Annotated in this window: 19 protein-coding genes (1 of these 19 running past the window's edge); 6 read left to right on the forward strand and 13 right to left on the reverse strand. The window is 36.1% G+C overall.

The annotated features are described in order from the left end of the window. Nucleotides 1-93 carry the 3' end of an amidohydrolase family protein gene (locus HME9304_RS12790; protein WP_112379822.1) on the forward strand. Its footprint begins 1,245 nt before the window's first position, so the window shows 93 of its 1,338 coding nt (coding positions 1,246-1,338); the start codon falls outside the window, past its left edge; it ends in the stop codon at nt 91-93. Nucleotides 94-102: 9 nt separating this feature from the next. Beyond that, complete coding sequence (gene trhA / locus HME9304_RS12795) at nt 103-738, forward strand: PAQR family membrane homeostasis protein TrhA (protein WP_239023275.1); 636 nt, start codon at nt 103-105, stop codon at nt 736-738. A gap of 5 nt (nt 739-743) precedes the next feature. Here trhA and HME9304_RS12800 read toward each other — a convergent pair whose 3' ends face one another. Further along, on the reverse strand, nt 744-1,433 hold the full coding sequence (locus HME9304_RS12800) for a ZIP family metal transporter (RefSeq protein WP_112378958.1): 690 nt from the start codon (nt 1,431-1,433) through the stop codon (nt 744-746). Between the two features lie 55 nt (nt 1,434-1,488). Between HME9304_RS12800 and HME9304_RS12805 the strand changes: the two genes are divergently transcribed. Beyond that, entirely contained in the window at nt 1,489-2,655 is a 1,167-nt protein-coding gene (locus HME9304_RS12805) for a THUMP domain-containing class I SAM-dependent RNA methyltransferase (RefSeq protein ID WP_112378959.1), read from the forward strand. Then, a complete protein-coding gene (locus tag HME9304_RS12810; protein ID WP_112378960.1) occupies nt 2,652-2,882 on the forward strand; it encodes a hypothetical protein in 231 nt (76 codons plus the stop codon). The genes HME9304_RS12805 and HME9304_RS12810 overlap by 4 nt, the downstream gene beginning before the upstream one ends. 28 nt (nt 2,883-2,910) lie before the next feature. Here the strand turns inward: HME9304_RS12810 and HME9304_RS12815 are convergent, their stop codons facing one another. The 4 genes from HME9304_RS12815 to rlmD are packed head-to-tail and all read right to left on the reverse strand — an operon-like array spanning nt 2,911 to nt 5,992. Further along, nucleotides 2,911-3,252 carry a VOC family protein gene (locus HME9304_RS12815; RefSeq protein ID WP_112378961.1) on the reverse strand — a complete coding sequence of 114 codons (342 nt, stop codon included), beginning with the start codon at nt 3,250-3,252 and terminating at the stop codon, nt 2,911-2,913. 38 nt (nt 3,253-3,290) lie between these two features. Further along, nucleotides 3,291-4,064: a DUF6048 family protein gene (locus tag HME9304_RS12820; protein ID WP_112378962.1), complete on the reverse strand. Its 774-nt coding sequence runs from the start codon at nt 4,062-4,064 to the stop codon at nt 3,291-3,293. Then, nucleotides 4,045-4,551 carry a DUF6452 family protein gene (locus tag HME9304_RS12825; RefSeq protein WP_112378963.1) on the reverse strand — a complete coding sequence of 169 codons (507 nt, stop codon included), beginning with the start codon at nt 4,549-4,551 and terminating at the stop codon, nt 4,045-4,047. Before HME9304_RS12825 ends, HME9304_RS12820 begins: the two co-directional genes overlap by 20 nt. Nucleotides 4,552-4,579: 28 nt before the next feature. After that, a complete protein-coding gene (rlmD, locus tag HME9304_RS12830; protein ID WP_112378964.1) occupies nt 4,580-5,992 on the reverse strand; it encodes a 23S rRNA (uracil(1939)-C(5))-methyltransferase RlmD in 1,413 nt (470 codons plus the stop codon). A gap of 232 nt (nt 5,993-6,224) precedes the next feature. On the opposite strand from rlmD, the gene rocD reads away from it, so the two are divergent. Beyond that, nucleotides 6,225-7,502, forward strand: coding sequence for an ornithine--oxo-acid transaminase (gene rocD / locus HME9304_RS12835; RefSeq protein WP_112378965.1), 1,278 nt, complete (start codon nt 6,225-6,227; stop codon nt 7,500-7,502). A gap of 232 nt (nt 7,503-7,734) precedes the next feature. On the opposite strand, the gene HME9304_RS12840 is transcribed toward rocD, so the two are convergent. The 8 genes from HME9304_RS12840 to HME9304_RS12880 form a co-directional block, all read right to left on the reverse strand. Continuing rightward, entirely contained in the window at nt 7,735-8,811 is a 1,077-nt protein-coding gene (locus HME9304_RS12840) for a trypsin-like peptidase domain-containing protein (RefSeq protein ID WP_112378966.1), read from the reverse strand. Between the two features lie 17 nt (nt 8,812-8,828). Then, nucleotides 8,829-10,004, reverse strand: a complete 1,176-nt coding sequence (locus HME9304_RS12845; RefSeq protein WP_112378967.1) for a type III secretion system chaperone family protein — start codon at nt 10,002-10,004, stop codon at nt 8,829-8,831. A 251-nt stretch (nt 10,005-10,255) separates the two neighbouring features. Continuing rightward, a complete protein-coding gene (locus HME9304_RS12855; RefSeq protein WP_112378969.1) occupies nt 10,256-11,308 on the reverse strand; it encodes a S66 peptidase family protein in 1,053 nt (350 codons plus the stop codon). A 127-nt stretch (nt 11,309-11,435) separates the two neighbouring features. Further along, complete coding sequence (locus HME9304_RS12860) at nt 11,436-12,680, reverse strand: carboxypeptidase-like regulatory domain-containing protein (RefSeq protein WP_239023276.1); 1,245 nt, start codon at nt 12,678-12,680, stop codon at nt 11,436-11,438. 195 nt (nt 12,681-12,875) lie between these two features. Then, the gene (locus HME9304_RS12865; protein ID WP_112378970.1) at nt 12,876-13,379 is read right to left on the reverse strand and encodes a lipocalin-like domain-containing protein; all 504 of its coding nucleotides are present in this window, start codon (nt 13,377-13,379) and stop codon (nt 12,876-12,878) included. A gap of 83 nt (nt 13,380-13,462) precedes the next feature. Further along, a complete protein-coding gene (locus HME9304_RS12870) occupies nt 13,463-14,566 on the reverse strand; it encodes a helix-turn-helix domain-containing protein (RefSeq protein ID WP_112378971.1) in 1,104 nt (367 codons plus the stop codon). A 329-nt stretch (nt 14,567-14,895) separates the two neighbouring features. Further along, nucleotides 14,896-15,462 (reverse strand): hypothetical protein, encoded by a 567-nt coding sequence (locus HME9304_RS12875; RefSeq protein WP_123877482.1) that lies wholly within the window; start codon nt 15,460-15,462, stop codon nt 14,896-14,898. A 178-nt stretch (nt 15,463-15,640) separates the two neighbouring features. Then, complete coding sequence (locus HME9304_RS12880; protein WP_112378973.1) at nt 15,641-18,115, reverse strand: M14 family metallopeptidase; 2,475 nt, start codon at nt 18,113-18,115, stop codon at nt 15,641-15,643. A 158-nt stretch (nt 18,116-18,273) separates the two neighbouring features. Between HME9304_RS12880 and bshC the strand changes: the two genes are divergently transcribed. Further along, the gene (gene bshC, locus HME9304_RS12885) at nt 18,274-19,878 is read left to right on the forward strand and encodes a bacillithiol biosynthesis cysteine-adding enzyme BshC (RefSeq protein ID WP_112378974.1); all 1,605 of its coding nucleotides are present in this window, start codon (nt 18,274-18,276) and stop codon (nt 19,876-19,878) included. Nucleotide 19,879: the final 1 nt, after the last annotated feature.

Genomic DNA, 19,879 nt, shown 5'->3' on the forward strand with positions numbered 1-19,879 from the left:
GATATCATTGCGGTAAAAGGGGATGTGCTCAGGCACATTAGCTTATTGCAAAATGTGGATATCGTTATCAAACATGGGAAACAATATAAATAGCAGGATTTTTTGACTTCCATCCCCAAATCTTTATTGGTAGAAGAAAAATGGAATGCATATTCGCATGCTTTTGGAGCGGTACTTGCTATCGTTGGATTTCTGATTTTACTTAAAAAAGATTTAAATAAAGAACCTTTTTTAAAAGTTAGTATCATTATTTACAATGTTTCACTTTTACTTTTGTTCATTGCGTCTACCATATACCATGGCATAACGAATCCAAAACTAAAAAGAAAACTTCGGGTTTTAGATCATATCAGTATCTACTATTTAATAGCTGGAACTTACACACCAGTTTGTTTGACCATACTATTGGATTCCAAAGGTTGGTTGCTTTTTTATCTAGTTTGGGGTATTGCATTCTTTGGAACAATATTAAAATTGTTTTTTACCGGTAAGTTTGAAATCTTTTCATTGGTACTTTATGGTATAATGGGATGGCTCATTATAATCGATTACAGGTTTCTTTCTGAAAACATATCGAGTGAAGGATTGTTACTTCTTGGATTAGGTGGTGCTTTTTATACTATAGGTATAACTTTTTATGCAATAAAAAAAATACCACTTAATCACTTAATCTGGCACTTTTTTGTACTTGGTGGAGCTTTTAGTCATTGGTTAATGATTTATGAAATAGTTCATTGAACTTTCTATACTAAATAAGCTATCCCCACACCCAAAATAATTACTACAATCTTCCGTAAATTAAAAGAGTGCCCTTGCGAACTTTCAAATAGAATAATTGTGGAAATATGAAGAAATACGCCAATCGCCAATGCCGTCAACAAATGACCATAATTATCCACCCACGGCGATTTTATGGAAATAAAACTTCCCAGAGGCGTCATTAAGGAAAATGCTCCGATAAATAGTAAAACAAAACTAGTTTTCATTTTAGAATTTATCAAAAAGATGCTTAAAATTACTGCAACAGGGATTTTATGGATAATAATTCCGTAAATAATAGAATTGCCAACATCCACTGGAGTACCTTCTATGAGTGCATGTAGTGAGAGGCTTAAAAATAATAACAACGGAAATTTATTCTCTTTTAAATTAAAGTGCATATGCCCATGTTCTGCTCCTTTGGAAAAAAATTCCAAAAAGACTTGAAGAAGAATCCCTACCAAAATTAATACTGCTATAACTTTTGGGTCATTGTCTTCATAAACTTCGGGCAGCAATTCAAAAAAAGTTAATGCCAACAAAAAAGCGCCACTAAAAGACAATAAAAGCTTAATGTTCTTTTTGTTTTTTGGTCTAATTACCAAAACAAATACGAAACTTGCCCAAACAGCAATTATTGGGACACCAAAAATCCATAAATAAGGAAATTTCATAAGCTAGGTTGAAGGCGTAAAAATAGCCTATTTTTACTGAAAGTTTTTATTGAGGATGACAGGGAATTTTAAAATGTTGGCAAAGACCTTTTATGGTTTTGAACCTTTATTGGCAAGGGAATTGAGAAATCTTGGCGCAGGAAACGTTGAAGAAGGCGTTAGGAACGTTGTCTTTGAAGGGGATACAGGATTTTTATATAAAGCAAACATCTGTTTACGTACCGCATTGAAAATAATGAAGCCAATTGCAAAATTTAGGGTTTTCAATGAGAAAGATCTATATAGACAAGTTTACGCTCTTGACTGGGACCACTTTTTTGACTACAATAAAACTTTTGCCATCGATACTACAATGAATTCTGAAGTATTCAATAATTCTTTATTCGTTTCGCAAAGGGCAAAGGACGCTATTGTTGATAAATTTAGAGACATAACAAGACAGCGACCCAGTGTCAATACACATGATCCGGATATCAGAATCAACATTCACCTATATAAAAACTCTTGTACGGTTTCTTTGGATAGTTCCGGTGCATCTTTGCATCAAAGAGGTTATCGCATATCAACAAATATTGCACCTATAAATGAAGTTTTGGCAGCAGGTCTTTTATTGGCAAGTGGCTGGGACGGAAATACAAATTTTTTAGATCCCATGTGTGGGAGTGGCACTTTTTTAATAGAAGCGGGTATGATTGCTTGCAATATTCCAGCAAACATTAATCGAGAATCTTATTCTTTTATGCAATGGAACGATTATAATCAAGAACTGCACAAAAAGATTGTTGCGGCAAGTCTCAATAAAACCCGAGAGTTCCATCATAAGATAATTGGTTATGATAAAGCTCCTTCTGCTACAAGAAAAGCACAAGAAAATGTAGATAATGCTAATTTGACCGAATATGTGACCATTGAGCGCAAAGATTTCTTTAGGACAGAAAAGCCTGTAGATACCAAATTACATATGGTTTTTAATCCCCCGTACGGTGAAAGGCTTCAGATTGATGTTGAAGATTTTTATGCCAAGATAGGAAATACGCTTAAGCAAAGCTATCCAGGTACAAACGCATGGTTAATTACGTCCAATCTTGAAGCTCTAAAACACGTGGGTCTTAGGCCTTCCAGAAAGATAAAGACGTTCAACGGTAAATTGGAATCTAGATTGGTCAAGTATGAGATGTACGAAGGCAGCAAAAAAGCCAAGTATAAAACGGATAAGTTATGAAACCAAAACATAAAGCTTTGCTATATAATTTTATGGCCTTTGTGATTTTATTTCTTATCGCCCGTTTGGCTTTGGGGTATTATTTGCCGATCAATCCTATATTCTTAGCTGTAACATCTGCTATTATAGCGAATGTATTAGCACCAAAATTTGGTGCCATTAAAACCGATAAAGGTGAAAAAGTTTTGATGAAGTGGATTTTTATTAAGGGAGTGCGGGAAATATAAAACCTTTTTGAAGAAAATCGAAAATTTACTATTTGTCTGACCAGACAGCCAGTTCATTACCGGATGGATCTGTAAAATGAAATCTACGACCACCAGGGAAAGAAAAGATATCCAGAGTTACTTTTCCTCCTTCAGCAATAATATCGTTTTTAATCTCCTTAAGATTTTCGTGGTAGAGAACCACCAAAACGCCATTTGTTATTTCTTCTTCAGTAGTTTCAAAACCTCCTTCAATGCCGCTTTTGGAAAATGCAGTATAAGTAGGTCCATAATCGGTAAAGACCCATCCAAAGGTTTTGTGGTAAAACTCTTTGATTGCTCCAAGGTCTCTGGCCTTAAATTCAATATAATTAATTAAAGTATTTTTCATTTGTACGGCCTTTATGAGATTTTTAGAAGGGATGGAACTTAAAACTCATCCTTTTTTTCTGGTTTATCATCTTTCTTCTTTTTTGATTTTTTGTAAAGGGGAATAAAATAGGAGATGGAATAGTTATAGCTAACCCCAAAGTTACTGCCATCCGTTACTCTATTAAATCCTGGAATCCAAAGGTTGGGAAAACGCTCCTCTTCAGTATTCGTAATCAAAAAGCCCATTCGTGCACTCATGCCAACGTAAATATTGGCAAAAAGTTCTACCTTCAAACCCAACACAAATTCCAACCAAGAAGCACTTAGACCGCTAAATTCCTCACCCTCCTGTGCTCCTACTAAAAACCCATCAGGATTGAATAAACGATTGCTATTAAAAATGTTGTATTCATTTAAAGTTTGGCTAAAACTCGAAAAAGCATAACGCCCACCTATAGTAATGGCATTGTTCATGCCATACCAATTTTCATAGGTATTCAAATCTACACCAAGCTTTATATAGCTGCCGGAAGAAGTGAAATTATAAAGAGGGCTGTTGCCCACACCTTCTGTCTGGGTTTTTTGTTCGTTTCCAAGTTCAGCTGCCAGATACATTTTCTGTGTAAGGCGATAATCACCGACCAGTTCAAATCCAGTATAATCCTCATCAATAAAAGAAAACAACAATCTATTTAAATCGGCTCCAACCCTTAATCCATATTCTTGTTTATATTCAACTGTGTCCTTTGGTTGAAGGTCAATAGTTTTATCTTGGCCGCTGAGCACAAAGGAAATAAAAATGAAAAAAAGACTAATGAAATATCTTGACATGGATATTATTGGAATTTTCTATAGTTTGTTGTGAGATACTGATATCTTGAATCCAGTTATCCTCATTTTCAGGCAGTGTAATATTTAAATTATTATAGTTGGCAACAATACCACATGCTTTGGAAATAAAAGCTTCTCGAGTTTCATAATTGATTGTCAACGTGTCTATATTACCGGTTTCAGCGTCCGAATCGTCTGCAGAATCTGTAATGAACGCAAAAGTGGTACTGCTAGCATTAATGCGGAGCGGGATACCGATGGAATCCAAAGAACTGGACCTATCCACTATCGTATTAATGACCGTATCCAAAATCACTTCCTTAATTCTAAGTGAGGGGACGTCTTTGGATAATGTTGTATCTATCGCATCAAAAAAACCGATAACAAGCAGGGGGGTGTCGCCATCAACGCAAATATCATCCTTCTCGCACGATGCGAAATATCCGATTAAGCAGCTTACAAGTAAGATGGGAAGTATTTTCTTCATTTTAATGTAGAACAGATTTAAACAAAAATTATACCCGCTTTTTCAAAAGTACAACATTTTCAACGTGATGGGTCTGTGGAAACATGTCAACGGGCCGTACCCTTTCAACATGATATTTTTCTTTTAACAATGCTAAATCCCTAGCCTGTGTTGCACTGTTACAACTAACGTAAATTATTTTTTCCGGGGCAACTTTAAGAAGCTGATCAACTACGTTTTTGTGCATTCCATCACGGGGGGGGTCCGTAATTACAACATCGGGCTTACCGTTCTCTTCGATAAATGCGTTATTAAAAACATTTTTCATATCACCCACAAAAAATTGGACATTGGAAATACCATTGCGAACGGCATTTTCTTTTGCATCTTCAATAGCTTCAGGAACGGATTCTACTCCAACAACATGTTTCGCATTTTTGGCAACAAATTGTGCTATAGTACCCGTGCCCGTGTATAGATCATAAACCAACTCATTTCCTGTAAGCCCAGCAAAATTACGAGTGATCTTGTACAGTTCGTAGGCTTGTTCTGAGTTGGTTTGATAAAAAGATTTGGCATTTATTTTAAATTGCAATCCTTCCATCTCCTCAAAAATATGGTCGCGACCTGCATAGCATGCTATCTCTTGGTCATAGATTGTGTCATTTTGTTTTTGGTTCACTACATATTGTAATGATGTAATCTCAGGAAATTTAGTTTCAATATGATTCAAAAGTAGCTCGCGTTTTTCTTTGTTGTCTTCAAAAAACTGAATGAGCAACATAATTTCTCCTGTTGATGCAGTCCTCAACATCATTGTGCGAAGTAATCCTTCCTGTTTTCTTGGATTGAAAAATGAAAGTCCATTTTTGACTGCAAAATCTTTTACTTCCAAGCGAATTGTGTTTGAAGGGTCTTCTTGCAGATGACATTTTTTTATGTCCAAGATCTTGTCCCACATTCCCGGTATATGAAAACCAAGCGCATTTTTATCTTCGATCTGAACTTCTGAATTTATTTCGCTTTCTGTCAACCAACGATTGCTCGAAAACGAAAACTCCATTTTATTTCGATAAAAGTATTGTTTTTTTGACCCTAGGATAGGAGTCACGGTCGGTATTTCAAGGTGTCCTATGCGTTTTAGTTTGTTCTCGACCTCTTTTTGTTTAAAATTGAGTTGATGCTCGTAACCCATGTGTTGCCATTTACATCCACCACAAACGCCAAAATGTTCACATTGCGGCGTTGTTCTTTTGTCTGAATAGTGATGAAAACGAGTTGCAATTCCTTCAAAGAATGCTTTTCGTTTTTTGGTAACCCTTACATCCACAACATCGCCGGGCACTGCATTGGATAGAAAAACAATTCTTCCATCAGGAGCTTTACCCACTGATTTTCCTTTGCCACCCGCATCTACAACCTCAACATTTTCAAAAGTTTGTTGCCTGTTCTTTTTTCGCATCTGGCAAAAATAACCTCTTTTCAGAATTTGTAGTGGGCGTTGCTCTTAAATTGTATCTAAATTTTATGTTGCCCTTATTTAGAATTTAACAATAAAATTTTGGGTTGATACAATAATTTGTAATTTGCAGGTTCTCCAAGGGATGATTTCTCTCCCACGCTGAATTTTCGAAACTTCGAAAGGATAAAGGTATTGCAGGAATGGTTATTTTATCAATTTAAACACATTTAAAATGGCTGTTTTAGAACATTTGACTTCGCAACAAGCGATAGATTTAGAAAACAAATATGGCGCACAAAACTATCACCCACTACCTGTTGTTTTAAGCAGGGGAGAAGGTGTGTATGTTTGGGACATTGAAGGCAAAAAGTATTATGATTTTCTTTCCGCGTATTCTGCTGTAAACCAAGGGCATTGTCACCCAAAAATTATTGAGGCTCTGAAAAACCAAGCTGAAAATTTGACCCTTACTTCCAGGGCATTCTATAATGATGTATTGGGCAAATACGAAGAATTTGCGACCAATTTCTTTGGTTATGACAGACTATTGCCTATGAATACGGGTGCCGAAGCCGTTGAAACTGCCATGAAGTTGGCTAGAAAATGGGCATATGAGAAAAAGGGGGTTCCAGCAAACCAGGCTAAAATAATTGTCTGTCAAAACAACTTTCATGGGCGTACAATTTCAATCATATCTGCGTCCAATGATCCTATTGCAACGGAAAATTTTGGACCCTTCACTCCTGGTATTGTTTCAATTCGTTATAATGATATCAATGCCCTGCAGGAAGCTTTAAAAGATGAAAATGTTGCGGCATTTTTGGTTGAGCCCATACAGGGTGAAGCTGGGGTTTACGTTCCTGACGATAATTATATTAGGGAAGCCTTTGATCTATGCAAATCCAAGAACGTACTTTTTATGGCCGATGAGGTACAGACAGGTATAGCACGTACTGGACGCTTACTGGCTACCTGTGGTAATTGTTCATGTCCAGATAAAAATTGCTCCGGTACTCCAGATGTAAAACCAGATGTCTTGATTTTGGGAAAAGCAATTTCTGGTGGTGTATTGCCCGTTTCTGCTGTTTTGGCAAACAGTGATGTAATGGAAGTAATCCGCCCGGGAAACCATGGTTCAACATTTGGAGGAAATCCTTTGTCCTGTGTTGTGGCCATAGCGGCTCTGGAAGTAGTTAGGGATGAGAATTTGGCGGAAAATGCTTTTGAGTTGGGTCAGTTGTTTCGTGAAGAAATGGAAAAACTAATAGAAGAGACCAACTTAGTACGTTTGGTACGAGGTAAAGGACTGCTCAATGCAATAGTAATCAATGATTCTGAAGATAGTTCCACAGCATGGGATATTTGTATGGCTCTAAAAGAAAATGGTCTATTGGCCAAACCGACCCATGGTAATATCATACGTTTTGCTCCACCTTTGGTGATGACCAAAGAAGAATTGATGGATTGTGTTGATATTATTGTAAAAACGATTAAAGAGTTTGATAAATAGTACGGCGGCTTTGTATACTTATACTTGATTGAAGGTAATACGTCATCCTGAATTTACATCAGGATTACATTATGATGATTGGAAAATAGTTGGATGTTGAAAGTTGGCTACTCCGTCAGGCAATTAAGTTCAGCATAGCCATAGGATTAAACTATTGTATTCCAGAATTGTTTTAATAAAAAAGCCCATACAAAATTCTTGGATGGGCTTTTATGATTGGTCAATGGAAAACTTACATATCTTCCTTGGCTTCTATGGCCATTTCACAGCCGTAATTGTCCGCAAAGAAATTATCCAAATCATCTGCTTTAAGGGCCAAATTCTTCAAATTCTCTTTCACGGTATCTACGTGGTCCGTAAAAATATCAGAAAGATGTGCCCTGTAAGAGATATAAATCTTGTTTTCATGTATTCCCAAATAGTAAGGTTCTACATTTTTTTCTAGTAAGTAAGTCATCAATTCTTGAATGTTCTTTTTGGGTAGATTATTCAATGGCGATGTAGCAACTAAGTAATCCCGTTTAAAAACAAAGATTCGAATTAGGGCACTGCCTTGATGAAATTCCCAATAATCTCTACCTGCTCTTCCTAAAACGGGATTTATTCCCAGCTCTGTAAGGGCATTTTCTACAAACTGTGCAAAATGGCTCTTTTCAAATTCTTCCCAAATGGAAATATCCATGTTATTTCCACAGTTGTTGCAAAATTCAGATTCTGTCTCCGTATAACTGTCGCAAGAATTACATTTTACACTGTAAACCGGATTTTCAACGGAGGAAAAGTCTTCAATTTCCTTAATCAAGTCCAAATGCTTTATTCCAAATCCTACATTGTCCGCGTTGTTGAACTTTGAAGTCGTTACACCGATGAGGACTCCAGCTTCGTTCAACATTGGGCCACCGGAATTACCTGGATTTACGGCAGCATCTGTTTGGATATAATTTCTATTTCCCATAGGTTGACTACTAGAAGAAACAATACCTTCTGTTATGGTATAGGGCATGCCAAAGGGATAACCATTTATAAATACCTTTTGGGTGTTGGCCACAATGATTTCTTCCTGTAGGGAAATATCGGTCTCTTTGTTTTCAAAACCTTCAATCTTTAAGAATGCTAAATCTACTTCAGGATTTACCATAACCACATTGGCCACAAACCTATCTTTTTTATAATCTTCTACGGCTACCACTTTTTCGCCTTTGACCACATGGTAATTCGTAATTACCTGGTTGTGTCCGCTTACTGTGAATCCAGTACCGGTACCAGATGCAGTTACAATTTTGAAAACTGATTTTCTTATATTTTCCATTTTTTATTCTTTGTAGATTAACCGAATAGTTTTGAGAACAGCCCTTTTTTAGAACTTTTAGCAGTATTGGCACTTTTGATGTTACCATCTAAAAATCCATGATAGGTTTTCAAAAGCATGGGCGCGGCCTGGTGGAGCTCTTTTTCAGAGACTTTCTCAAGAACATCATAAATGGCATTTTTATGATGTTCTTCCAAGTTGAAATTATAGATGATGTGCAGGAACGAGTATTGTAAATAATAGCAAAGCATCATATTGTTGCCATCTTTTACATATTTGTTTACGTTATTCTCCATATTCTTGGCATCGTTTTGAAGTATTTGGGTAGAACTACGCCATTTTAAAGAGATAAATGCTTCTGCATGGTAGATGTCCTGCATAAGTTCTTCTTTTGATTTGGCACATAGCTTTTGCATGAAACTTACGCCTTTGTCTATTCTGTACTTAAAATCGATTTGGCCATTGAAGAGATTGCCCACATATTCTTCTAATTTGGTCCTTAGTGTGCCATGCACATAGGGCATGTTCACTATTTTTAGGATAGAAAGAACAGCAATGTCCCACTGAAAATCGTCCCATCTTTTTTCTTTAAAAAAATTGCTGTATTGTTTATATTCTTCCAGGATATTGCTGATTTGTTGCCATACTTTTTCTTTTTCTGTCTCTGTCAATGGCGTTACTCTTGGTTCTTGATAAAAGTCGGCTTTGTACTTATCTATAAACTCATCGTCATAATTATCGGCGTATACGCTTATTTCCCGTAGCACATCATACACTTTATAGGGTTGGCATAGCGTTATGGGCATTTCATATTCAAACCACAATGCACCATCAATAAGATGGATTTGTGCCAATGTCAACGGATTAAAGTTGATTTCGGCAACCCTTCGGAACAAGGCCACTTTATTGGAATCATCCGTAATTTTTACGAACGGTGCCTTAACCAAAAAGTTATCTTTTGTAATGGTAATTTGTATTTCTGCCGATCCCTGTCCCTGTACAATATCGATATCTCCCTCGGTATCTTTGCCTTGCAATAGATTGGAATTGATATAATTTATGGTCTCTAGCAATGCATTCCTATAATTTTTGGCATCGTAAGCATCCATAGCTTTATCCCAATAAGAAACATCGATGCGGGGCTCATCTTTGCTTTTAATGGGTCTTTGAAAATGTGGTACTACGTTTTTCATAGAATACTGGATAATTGGTTAAACTTTACAAATGAATAAAATTGGGGCTATTGATTTTGTTAATATTGATTATCTCTTTAAACGTTCATCAAGATTTAAGCAAATATTTTATTTTGTAAGGAAGAATCTCCTAAATATGGGAAATTTTCATCACTGTAAACAGGGAGGTAAACTGTTTTTTTGGCAGCAACATTGTGCCTTTAAATTTTGAACTAAAAAATGAAGATCATTCTCCGTTATTACAATAGTAATCAATACACTGCTTTTTCCAAAATTTCCAAAGTCATTTTATCGGCATCCCAATTTGCATTTATGCCTATGGGAAAAGTAAAATTATTTGGTACATGTCCGAAACTCATGCCGTAGGCCGCAGGGATTTGCAAAGGCGCTATTCTGTCCATAATTACTTCTTTTAGTGTAAAAGATTTGGAATTGGAGCTTGAATTACAACCAGCAAAAACTCCAAAAACAATTCCTTTGGCATTTTTGAAGCTAGCGCCTTCAATGAGTTGTGTTAGCATTCTATCTATTCGGTAAGGAGCTTCTTCAACATCTTCCAAACAAACGATGGCATCAGTAAAATCTATTTCATGTGGTGTTCCTACAAGCGCATTTACGAGGGTAAGACTGCCGCCAACCAATTTTCCGGTGGATATGCCCGATGTAATGGTATAGCGTTCGTATTCTGGATTATTTATCATTTCCTGATCCTTCAACAGAACATTGGTGATTGGTTGTGGGTAATTGGGTTGCATCAATGTATTTGTAAACTCTTGTTGGCTGTAATCATCCTCAATTGTGCTACCTACGGGACCATGAAAGGTAATAAGTCCGGTTTCTTTTTGAATGCCGTTCAATAAAGCTGTAATATCGCTGAATCCTACAAGTATTTTGGGATTCAGTTTTATATTCTCATAATCTATCATTTGCATAATACGAGTACAGCCATACCCACCCCGTGCACAAAGAATTGCATCTACTTTTGAGTTGGCGAACATTTCGTTTAGGTCTGCTGCCCTTTCTTTATCAGTGTTACTAAAATAACCGTGGTTGCCATGAATACGGTCCGTATGAAAGGGTATAAATCCCATTTCTTTCACCTCTTTCTTTATTCTTTTGAGCGTTTCTGGACTAACGGCATATCCCGGTGCAATAAGGCCAATGGTATTGCCTTTTTCTAAATGCTTTGGTAGTAATCTGGAATTTTTATCTAAATCTTTTTTTTCTGGAAAAGTAATATTCGGTAAGAGTGCCGTCGTAGATAGTAAAGCTGTTAGGTTGATGAATTTTCTCCTTTTTATCATTTAAATGGGATTTTTCATGCCTTGAAGTTAAAACCTTTAGGCCGATGACCAAAAATTGTTGATAAAATAGAAACAAAAAGGCCACCATTGTTTTGGTGGCCTCTATTAAAAATCTTGTGTGAATCTATTATGGTTTAGATGCACTACTACCGTTGGATTTTGATCTTTTCAACTGACGCTGTATCTTTTTTATGGCTGATTCTATTGATTTTTCCGGTTCGATGATGTTATATTCACCCCAAAAATCAGGGTCTGAAAAGCCTACGGCCTCATCACTTAAAATAATGGATTTTTTTAATCTTTCCCTGCTTTTTGGAAACTTGCCATCCAAATTCTTCTCCCAGTCGGTAACGGCCATTTCCGCAGTCATACTATACACCGAGTTAAACAATTTATTGCTCCAATCTACCTTGAATTCCATCAATACATTGCTGTATCCGTAATACCATTTCCCTCCTTTTTCCCTATAATCAACACGGTATGCTACTTCGGTTGGCCATACGTCTACATTTGCAGGTTTTCTGCGCACAAAAAGTGCAGCGGCCTTGTTCTTGTCCGTTATATTAAGGGAATATATGGCACTTGTCAATGTCTTATTCTCTACGTCTATAAATAGCTCACCGGCGTACAAAGGCTCTGTTATGGATTCCAATTGCTCAAATTTTACAACATAAATTAATTTATCGTTTATCCTGGTGGAGCGGCTGAAACTGAACTTATAGTCTGAAAGGTATTCTTCGGCGAAGATATATTCAGGATACTTCATGATATCTACATATAAAGTATTGAACGGACCTCCCTGTAATTTGAGGGCCACAGTGTCCAGTTTACTGTAATCCGTACTTTTTCTGGCTTTATAAAGTTCAACTGCATCTCTACGTTGCGAATGGTATGGTGTTTTGTAGATATTTACCACAGCTTCTGATAGCGATACATTTTTTCTTCTCTTCTTTATGGTTTCACGATAAAATGCTGTCATCAGTGTAGGGTCCTCAAAATAATTGTCGCCTTTGGTTGCAAGGGTTTCCCTTACTAGGGCTCCAGCATCTTTAGGTACGTTTATATTTACTTCAGATAATTCGGTGAGAGAAACTTGAAGCGAAATTTTATTTTTATTGGGCTTTAATTCTGAAAGCTCGATGTCTTTGCTCTTATATCCTAAGAAAGAGACAACGACCGTACCATCTGTAATATTATTTGGGACTTTTAAAATAAAGCTACCTTCTGTATTGGTGATGGTACTAATATTTGTACCCTCTACGGCCAGTGATGCAAATACCAATGGCTTTTTAGATGCTTCATCGACAACTTCCCCTTTATACTGTGTGAATTTTTCAGCTGTTTCCTGTTGCTGAAATGCAAACAACTCCATTGTTCCCACTGTCAGAATGCATATCATTGTGAATACAACCGATACCCCCTTTTTTCGAATTTTTTTACATTTTTTTTGCATAGCCATTGTTTTTTTAGTTAAAAAACCAATATTCTAAATTAATGATTTTTAATGATATATAACGAATTATCTAGGTTTTTCGATTTTAAAAATTTATAAGTTCGATGTCTTTTTCTATAATCTGGCGAGACTGAATTTTGTTTCCCATTTTCCATACCAATCCGGCTTTTCTCCGTTCGGATAGGTCTCATCAAATAAAATCAACACCATTTTATTATCTGTCACCTCAAACTTAAAGTATTGCATCCCGCCTTCAAACCCTAGAACTTTTGATAGATGTGATTTAGTAACAAACTCGGAATTTGAGACGTTATAACTTCCCATGTTGAATACTATGGTCTTAAACCCTTCCAACACCTCATTATCTGTAGGATTACTTAAGCTTTGAAAAGGTTTTCGGTGTTTTTCTATGGGAGTCCAACTGAGACTGTATCGTTCAGGTGTTATCAATAAAAGGCCTTTTTGCTCTGGTTTTCTCTGTACCGTGGTATCATTGGAAATCCATTGAATTTCTTCTATTGACCATGATCCCAACAACAGATTGGATGTTTCTATTCTTTTATTACATCCCGTCAAGATTACGACTAAAGCAAGTACGATTTTTAAACTGTTGGTCATATGTACTTTGTTTTACTGGTAAACTTAGATTCTTTGGCACGGGCAAGTGTCTCTTTGTGTAAACCTTTACAAATAATTATGGATTAAGATGCTTTGGAGGGCTGTAGGTATTGTGTGGGACTTTGGTTTTCAAATTTTTTAAAGGCTTTATAAAATGAAGCACGATTATTGAACCCTGCATCATAGGCGATTTGGGTAATCGTAAAATTTTCCGGGTTTTGTGCGAGTAGCTTTTTGGCCTCCTCCACTCTGTATTTATTGACAAAATCGAAAAATGATAGATTAAAGTGCTGGTTTATAATTTGGGAAGTATGGTTTCTGGACAGGTTCAATTGACGGGATAGGTCATCTAGCCTCAGGGTACTTTCAAGATAGGGTTTATTGCGGTTCATTATTTCAGAAAGCTTATCTTTCATCTCTATTGATAAGGTGTCGGACAGGCCAGTTTTCTTGTATTTTACAAAAGGAATCATGTCCTTAATCGATTTTCCTTCAAAAACCTCTGGTTGTACAAAACCGAAGAAACTCAGAACTGCGATGAAAAACACAATGGCAATGTCCACTAAATAATCGTATGCAGGATTCATAAGGCCAAATCTTGTGAGAAAGATGTAGGAAGAAAATAATACGGTAAACCCAAGGTAGGAACCTAAAAACCACTTCAACCATTTATACTCCCTAAAGCCAATATTTCTGTGGGGTCCAAAATGGTGATAGGTCAAGAATGCATAAAAAAACATAATTACTATTATGACCCAAATAGTACCATTGGGCATCCAAGAATAGTCGTTCAGAGTTCCTGTAAGCAGTACTTCAACTTTATTTGATGCTTTTAAGAGATAAAATGGAATATTAAGTATTACAATAAGAAACGGGGCAACTAGAAAGAACAGGTCACTTATCTTAAACGTGATTTGTTTTAATACGGCCCTTATAAAAAGATAGACCAACGGGCCATATATCACCCAAAGGGGAAAATGGGTAATAGCAAGATGAACGAACCGGGGTTCAATAAGATTCCCCGACCATTTTAAGCAATTGTACAAAAGCTCATAAGAGAAAAGCAAAGTATAAATTCCCAGTAGTGCGTTCGCAAACCGATTTCCCCTTTCTTTAAGAAAAAAAAGCAAACCTATTCCTATGCCAAAAACTGCAAAAAAAAGAAAAAGTACAATATGCCAGGCCATGTTTCTATTTTGTTTTTCAAAGATACATTTACAGTAAATTTTGATGTCTCTTATTATAGGGAGATACAGTAAAATTGGAAGTTTATTCTTAAATTATAAGGATTGATTACTGTCACTAGTTTTCCAATATTGGCCTTTGTATTGGACGAATCTTTATGCTTGAGCGTTATCTTTAGCGGTCTTGTATATGAAACATAGTGAAGAAAATACGAAGTTTCGTATCGGATAGTCAAATGCCCAATTTTTAAATTTGGCATTCTTCAAAATATACAGAAACTTGTTGGAAAGTCTGTACTAGCTATATCTCATATACCATGTTATACACTGCGCTATTTTTTTATACGTATAAAAACTCCTTCATAAAATTGTCCAGTCGGAATATCTTTTTTTGAGAATTGAACAGATTTCATATGATATTCATTATCGTTTATCCACTTATAATTATAAATTCTATACGTTCCTTTTGGCTCTCCTTCAAATGATAGTTTTAATTTTACATCTCCATTTGCGTTAATAGTTCCTTTTCCATTTCCTGCCCTAATACTCCCAAAACTTGATAAATGATAAATTTCTGATGTATTTGGATTATAAGACCAAAATATATGTCCATTAGGTTGAGGTCCGTCGATTATGGATAACAAACTATTACTTGTATTGATTTCTTTTGAAATAGTATGATGGTTTGGAATTTTTAATTTTTCAGTTCCATTTCCCCAGTTATGAGTCCAATCGTCATTTTTGAGAGTCCATTCCCCTATAAACTTTTCGAAAGGATTTTTTTTTGTTTCTTCTTGCGTCCTACCATTTGATTCAAACTCAATTGATGTTTTTTGGGCATAATCCATTAACGGCGACAGTGAAAAAATCAGAAATAAATATTTAATAATCAGTTTCATTTTCTTGTGTTATATTGTGTAGAATGGAAATCTTTTGGAACATTCAACTAAAGAAAAATCCAATATCGACATATATTTAATTAATTTTTTTCGATTTCATATTTGTTCAACAAAATGAAATAAACCCTTTAAAACTAAATGTGAATATTTTAAATATTGGATTTCAAAAAGGAAATTTCTAGTCTACCATAAAAAGCGCATTGGCGAAAAATAATTTGCCGTTTTCCCAAAATCCCCTGAACAATGGATTGTCGACCATATAGATAACTTTGCCTTTACCATGCAACTCAACGCCAAAAATAAGGGAGTTGCCCACCTTCTTTTGAGCCTCGCTTCCAGCAAAACCAGAAACAGGCTCAATATTTTTCTCAAGGTAAACAACATTACCGTTTTTAAGGTAATCGTAGCTTGAACTTCCTAATTTTAGCGTAAAATAATCCGTTCCGTATCCATAGGCCAAAGGATGGGTATTATCTACTTTAGTTTTAAAAATAGCTCCCGTAATGGCTTCTTTAATTCGTTCTCGTTGCGTATTCATGTGCGGTTTTGGAATATTTTTGACAGAATCTTTAACGACCTCTTTTTTCTTGATGCCAAATCCATTTTCACCATCTATTGCATCAATGGCCCCACCAAAGGCGACAAGTTTGCCTCCATTTTTAACCCAGCCCTTTAGTTTTTTTAATTGTTTTTCATTGAAAACTTTACCATAACGCCCATCTGGTAATACAAAAATATGATAATCGTTCAAATCTATTTTATCCATATAGTCACTATCGATTACAGAAAGGGGATATTCCAGTTGCTGTTCAAAAAAGTGCCATATTTCACCAAAACGTAAGGTTGAGGTTGGTTTTCCCGATAGTACTGCGATTTTAGGTTTAGTAATCATTTTGACATAGGAAGAACCAAAATCCTTTCCTGTATCCACAAAACCTGTTTTTGAACCGGTAATTTTTTTATTGAATTTTTTGGAGGCTTTTTGTAAAGTTTCAATAAAATCGGTTTTATTCTGATTGTCTGCCTTCATGATGATTAGGCTTCCTCTTTCAAAAGACTTTCCCTCAATGGCAAAAGGATGGTCAGCTTTCCTAACCCGTATACCTTCCTTTAACAATGCTGCTAAAAACCGGGCATCTTTCATGCTGTCCCAATCTGTTATGTAGGCGTAGTTATCATTGTTATCAAATGATTCTTTTGATGGTTTTCCAGCGTAAAAAAATAATCTGTTATTTTCTTTACCATCTACTGGAACTTGTGTTTGGGAAGCAATAGCATTTAACCCATAAGCATAAGGTAAGGACCACGCAGTAATATCATAGGTAAGCGAATCGCTTAATTTCGCATTGGGCTCAAAGAGTACCTTGACCAAGGTACCTTTTGGTTGATCCGTAGAGACTACAACACTGTTTATATCGGTTTTAATAGTTTCATTAGTATTTGTATTATAATTATAACCTTTGATAGTACCACTTGAAGCTTTATTGTATTCTATATTGTGTTTATCAAGAAGTTTAAGTATGGAGAGCATGTGGTCGAGGTTGCCGTCAACAACGTAGCTCTTATATTTAAAATTTCGATTCTGATAAAATTTTCTAAACTCATCATTTAACCTATCTGCATTTTTGGATGAAACTTCTATGGTTGACATTCCAGTAGTATAATGATGGGCTATTCTATCCTTTAAGGTCAAGGTGTCGCCAATTTTTGTAATCACTCCCAGACCGGCCCGACCACTTCCTCCTTGTTCGTAGGTCATTCCAATAGCACCGTTATAGGTAGGGTAGGTATCCCCATAACTTGGGTAAAACAAATCAAAAATTTCCTTTGTGAAATAAAACCAGCCATTCTTATCAAAATATTTTGCGTGGTTCTTACCCAAAGTCACTTGAAAATCACGTTGAAAGTCTGTGATGACTTCATGATAAGGCTCCGCTGCAGGAGCAAAATAATATGGATTGTCTACACCTTGTTCATGAAAATCTACGTGCACATGAGGCAGCCATTGATTATACACTTTTATGCGCTGTTGGCTTTCAATCTGGGTCAACCATGCCCAATCCCTATTTAAATCGAACATATAATGATTGCTTCGTCCTGTCCACCAACCCTCATGATGCTCTTTGCTGTTGGGATCTACTTGATGGGGCGAATTCTTATATTGATTGTACCAGTTGCTATAACGATCGCGACCGTCAGGATTTATACAAGGATCTATAATGACGACCGTATTTTCCAAATAAGAACTTTTGGACGTCAATAAATCGTAAATGGTCTGCATGGAAGCTTCCGTGCTCACACTTTCATTGCCATGAACATTATAGCTTAGCCATACAATTGCTTTTGATGCGTTTCCCGCTCCCTCCGTATCCTTTAAATGTTCTTTTCTGATATTTTCCAGATTGGAGATATTGCTCGCAGATGATACATAAGCCAACAAAAGAGGTCTACGCTCATTGGTTTTACCGTAGACCGTTAATTGAACCCTATCAGATGCTTCCTTGGCCAAATATTGATAATAATCCACGACTTCATGATGTCTGGTAAATTCAGTACCAAGTTCATAGCCCAAAAACTCTGAAGGTGATTTTAATTGTTGCGCGGATATTGAATATGTAGTAAATACAAATAAAGAGAGTAAAATTCTGGTCATGCAAAGGTATATTAGCTAAAATCAAATCTAGCAATAAATTCCAAAATCACCATTTTAGTTTTGATGGAGAACATGCAAATCCGTTAAAAAGTAATTAACGTATTTTTAGCGGTAGAAAAAAAGAAGACATTTATCTTTAGCACTTTATTGAAGCTTTAATGGAAGTAGATTGTATCCCTTTTAGAGAAACTGGTTATTTTTCCAAACTCATCTGTGATTATCTTGACCAAAAAAAGGAGCTAATCCCTTTTTTTAATAGGTTTCCCAACCTTGATAATTTCAAAGATCAATTAAAGGAAAAGGCTGCAAACTATCCAGTGGCCAATAGAAAAATTTTGGTAAATGCCTTGAACGGGCAATATGTGGGTTTCCAAGTTTCCGATGCTACAGCAGAGAAAATTACTTTACTGGAGCAAAAAAAAACATTTACGGTGGTTACGGGGCATCAGCTAAATCTATTTACGGGCCCGCTATATTTTTTGTACAAGATTATTTCCACGATAAATCTATCGGAACAGCTGAAAAGCGAATATCCAGAACATGATTTTGTACCCATATATTGGATGGCCACCGAAGATCATGATTTTGACGAAATCAACTATTTTAATTTTAATGGACAAAAGGTTCAATGGAACAAGGATGCTTCCGGGGCAGTAGGTTCTCTAAGTACTGAAGGACTCGACTCGGTAATGGATACTTTTGCTTCTAAAATAGGAAATACCGACAATGCGAATAGACTAAAATCCATGTTTAAGAGTGCATACGTAGAGCATTCAAACCTTTCAGATGCTACACGTTACCTAGCTAACGAGCTTTTTGGGAAATATGGATTGGTCATTGTTGATGGCGATGATGCCGTACTAAAGCAATTATTGGTTCCTTTCGCCAAAAAAGATATTATTGGCCATGAACCTTTTCATAAAGTTTCTGAAAGTATAGATGCCCTGTCCACTATTTCTTCGGATTATACCATTCAAGTAAACCCCAGGGAAATCAATTATTTTTATCTTTTGAACGGGATTCGAGAGCGCATCGTAAAAAAGGATGACAATTTCTATGTAAACAATACCGAAATCGAGTTTTCTCAAAGTGAATTGCTTCAAGAGCTTGAAAGTTATCCCGAAAGATTTTCACCAAATGTTATTGCACGGCCATTGTACCAAGAGGTAATCCTCCCAAATCTATGCTACATTGGTGGGGGAGGGGAGTTGGCCTATTGGTTGGAGCTGAAATCCTATTTCGATTCTATGGATATTACTTTTCCAATGCTCTTGCTTAGAAATTCAGCTTTACTGATTACGGAAAAGGAGTTAAAAAAAATTGAAAAACTGGATTTAAAGGTTGCCGACCTTTTTTTGAAACAGAACAGTTTCATCAATAAAAAGATTCGGGAAATTTCGAATATCGATATTGACTTTTCACCACAAAAAAAGCATTTGGAAGAACAGTTCCGGAATCTTTACCAGCTTGCGGAACAAACTGATAAAACGTTTATTGGTGCTGTAAAGGCCCAAGAAGTGAAGCAAAAAAAAGGATTGGATGCCTTGGAAAAACGATTGCTCAAAGCGCAAAAGCGAAAATTAAAGGACCATGTCGTGCGAATGACCGATATCCAAAACGAGCTTTTTCCAAACAAATCATTGCAAGAACGCCAACTTAATTTTTCAACGCTGTATTTGGAGTTTGGAGAACAACTTATTCCAAATTTAATTGAGCATTTACAACCTCTGGCTCATGAATTTCTCATAGTAAAAATGTCTTAGA

The sequence above is a fragment of the Flagellimonas maritima genome (genome assembly GCF_003269425.1).
In the GTDB taxonomy this organism is placed as follows: domain Bacteria; phylum Bacteroidota; class Bacteroidia; order Flavobacteriales; family Flavobacteriaceae; genus Flagellimonas; species Flagellimonas maritima.

Bases quoted from the DNA above. Each gene is read 5' to 3' on its own strand.
- HME9304_RS12840 (WP_112378966.1), bottom strand. From the start codon at position 8,811: ATGGAAAATATAAGAAAATCAGTTTTCAAAATTGTAACTGCATCTGGT.
- bshC (WP_112378974.1), top strand. From the start codon at position 18,274: ATGGAAGTAGATTGTATCCCTTTTAGAGAAACTGGTTATTTTTCCAAA.
- HME9304_RS12820 (WP_112378962.1), bottom strand. From the start codon at position 4,064: ATGTCAAGATATTTCATTAGTCTTTTTTTCATTTTTATTTCCTTTGTG.
- HME9304_RS12810 (WP_112378960.1), top strand. From the start codon at position 2,652: ATGAAACCAAAACATAAAGCTTTGCTATATAATTTTATGGCCTTTGTG.
- HME9304_RS12860 (WP_239023276.1), bottom strand. From the start codon at position 12,680: ATGGAGTTGTTTGCATTTCAGCAACAGGAAACAGCTGAAAAATTCACA.
- HME9304_RS12800 (WP_112378958.1), bottom strand. From the start codon at position 1,433: ATGAAATTTCCTTATTTATGGATTTTTGGTGTCCCAATAATTGCTGTT.
- rocD (WP_112378965.1), top strand. From the start codon at position 6,225: ATGGCTGTTTTAGAACATTTGACTTCGCAACAAGCGATAGATTTAGAA.
- HME9304_RS12865 (WP_112378970.1), bottom strand. From the start codon at position 13,379: ATGACCAACAGTTTAAAAATCGTACTTGCTTTAGTCGTAATCTTGACG.
- HME9304_RS12845 (WP_112378967.1), bottom strand. From the start codon at position 10,004: ATGAAAAACGTAGTACCACATTTTCAAAGACCCATTAAAAGCAAAGAT.
- HME9304_RS12815 (WP_112378961.1), bottom strand. From the start codon at position 3,252: ATGAAAAATACTTTAATTAATTATATTGAATTTAAGGCCAGAGACCTT.
- HME9304_RS12870 (WP_112378971.1), bottom strand. From the start codon at position 14,566: ATGGCCTGGCATATTGTACTTTTTCTTTTTTTTGCAGTTTTTGGCATA.
- HME9304_RS12805 (WP_112378959.1), top strand. From the start codon at position 1,489: ATGACAGGGAATTTTAAAATGTTGGCAAAGACCTTTTATGGTTTTGAA.
- HME9304_RS12825 (WP_112378963.1), bottom strand. From the start codon at position 4,551: ATGAAGAAAATACTTCCCATCTTACTTGTAAGCTGCTTAATCGGATAT.
- HME9304_RS12875 (WP_123877482.1), bottom strand. From the start codon at position 15,462: ATGAAACTGATTATTAAATATTTATTTCTGATTTTTTCACTGTCGCCG.
- HME9304_RS12855 (WP_112378969.1), bottom strand. From the start codon at position 11,308: ATGATAAAAAGGAGAAAATTCATCAACCTAACAGCTTTACTATCTACG.
- HME9304_RS12880 (WP_112378973.1), bottom strand. From the start codon at position 18,115: ATGACCAGAATTTTACTCTCTTTATTTGTATTTACTACATATTCAATA.
- rlmD (WP_112378964.1), bottom strand. From the start codon at position 5,992: ATGCGAAAAAAGAACAGGCAACAAACTTTTGAAAATGTTGAGGTTGTA.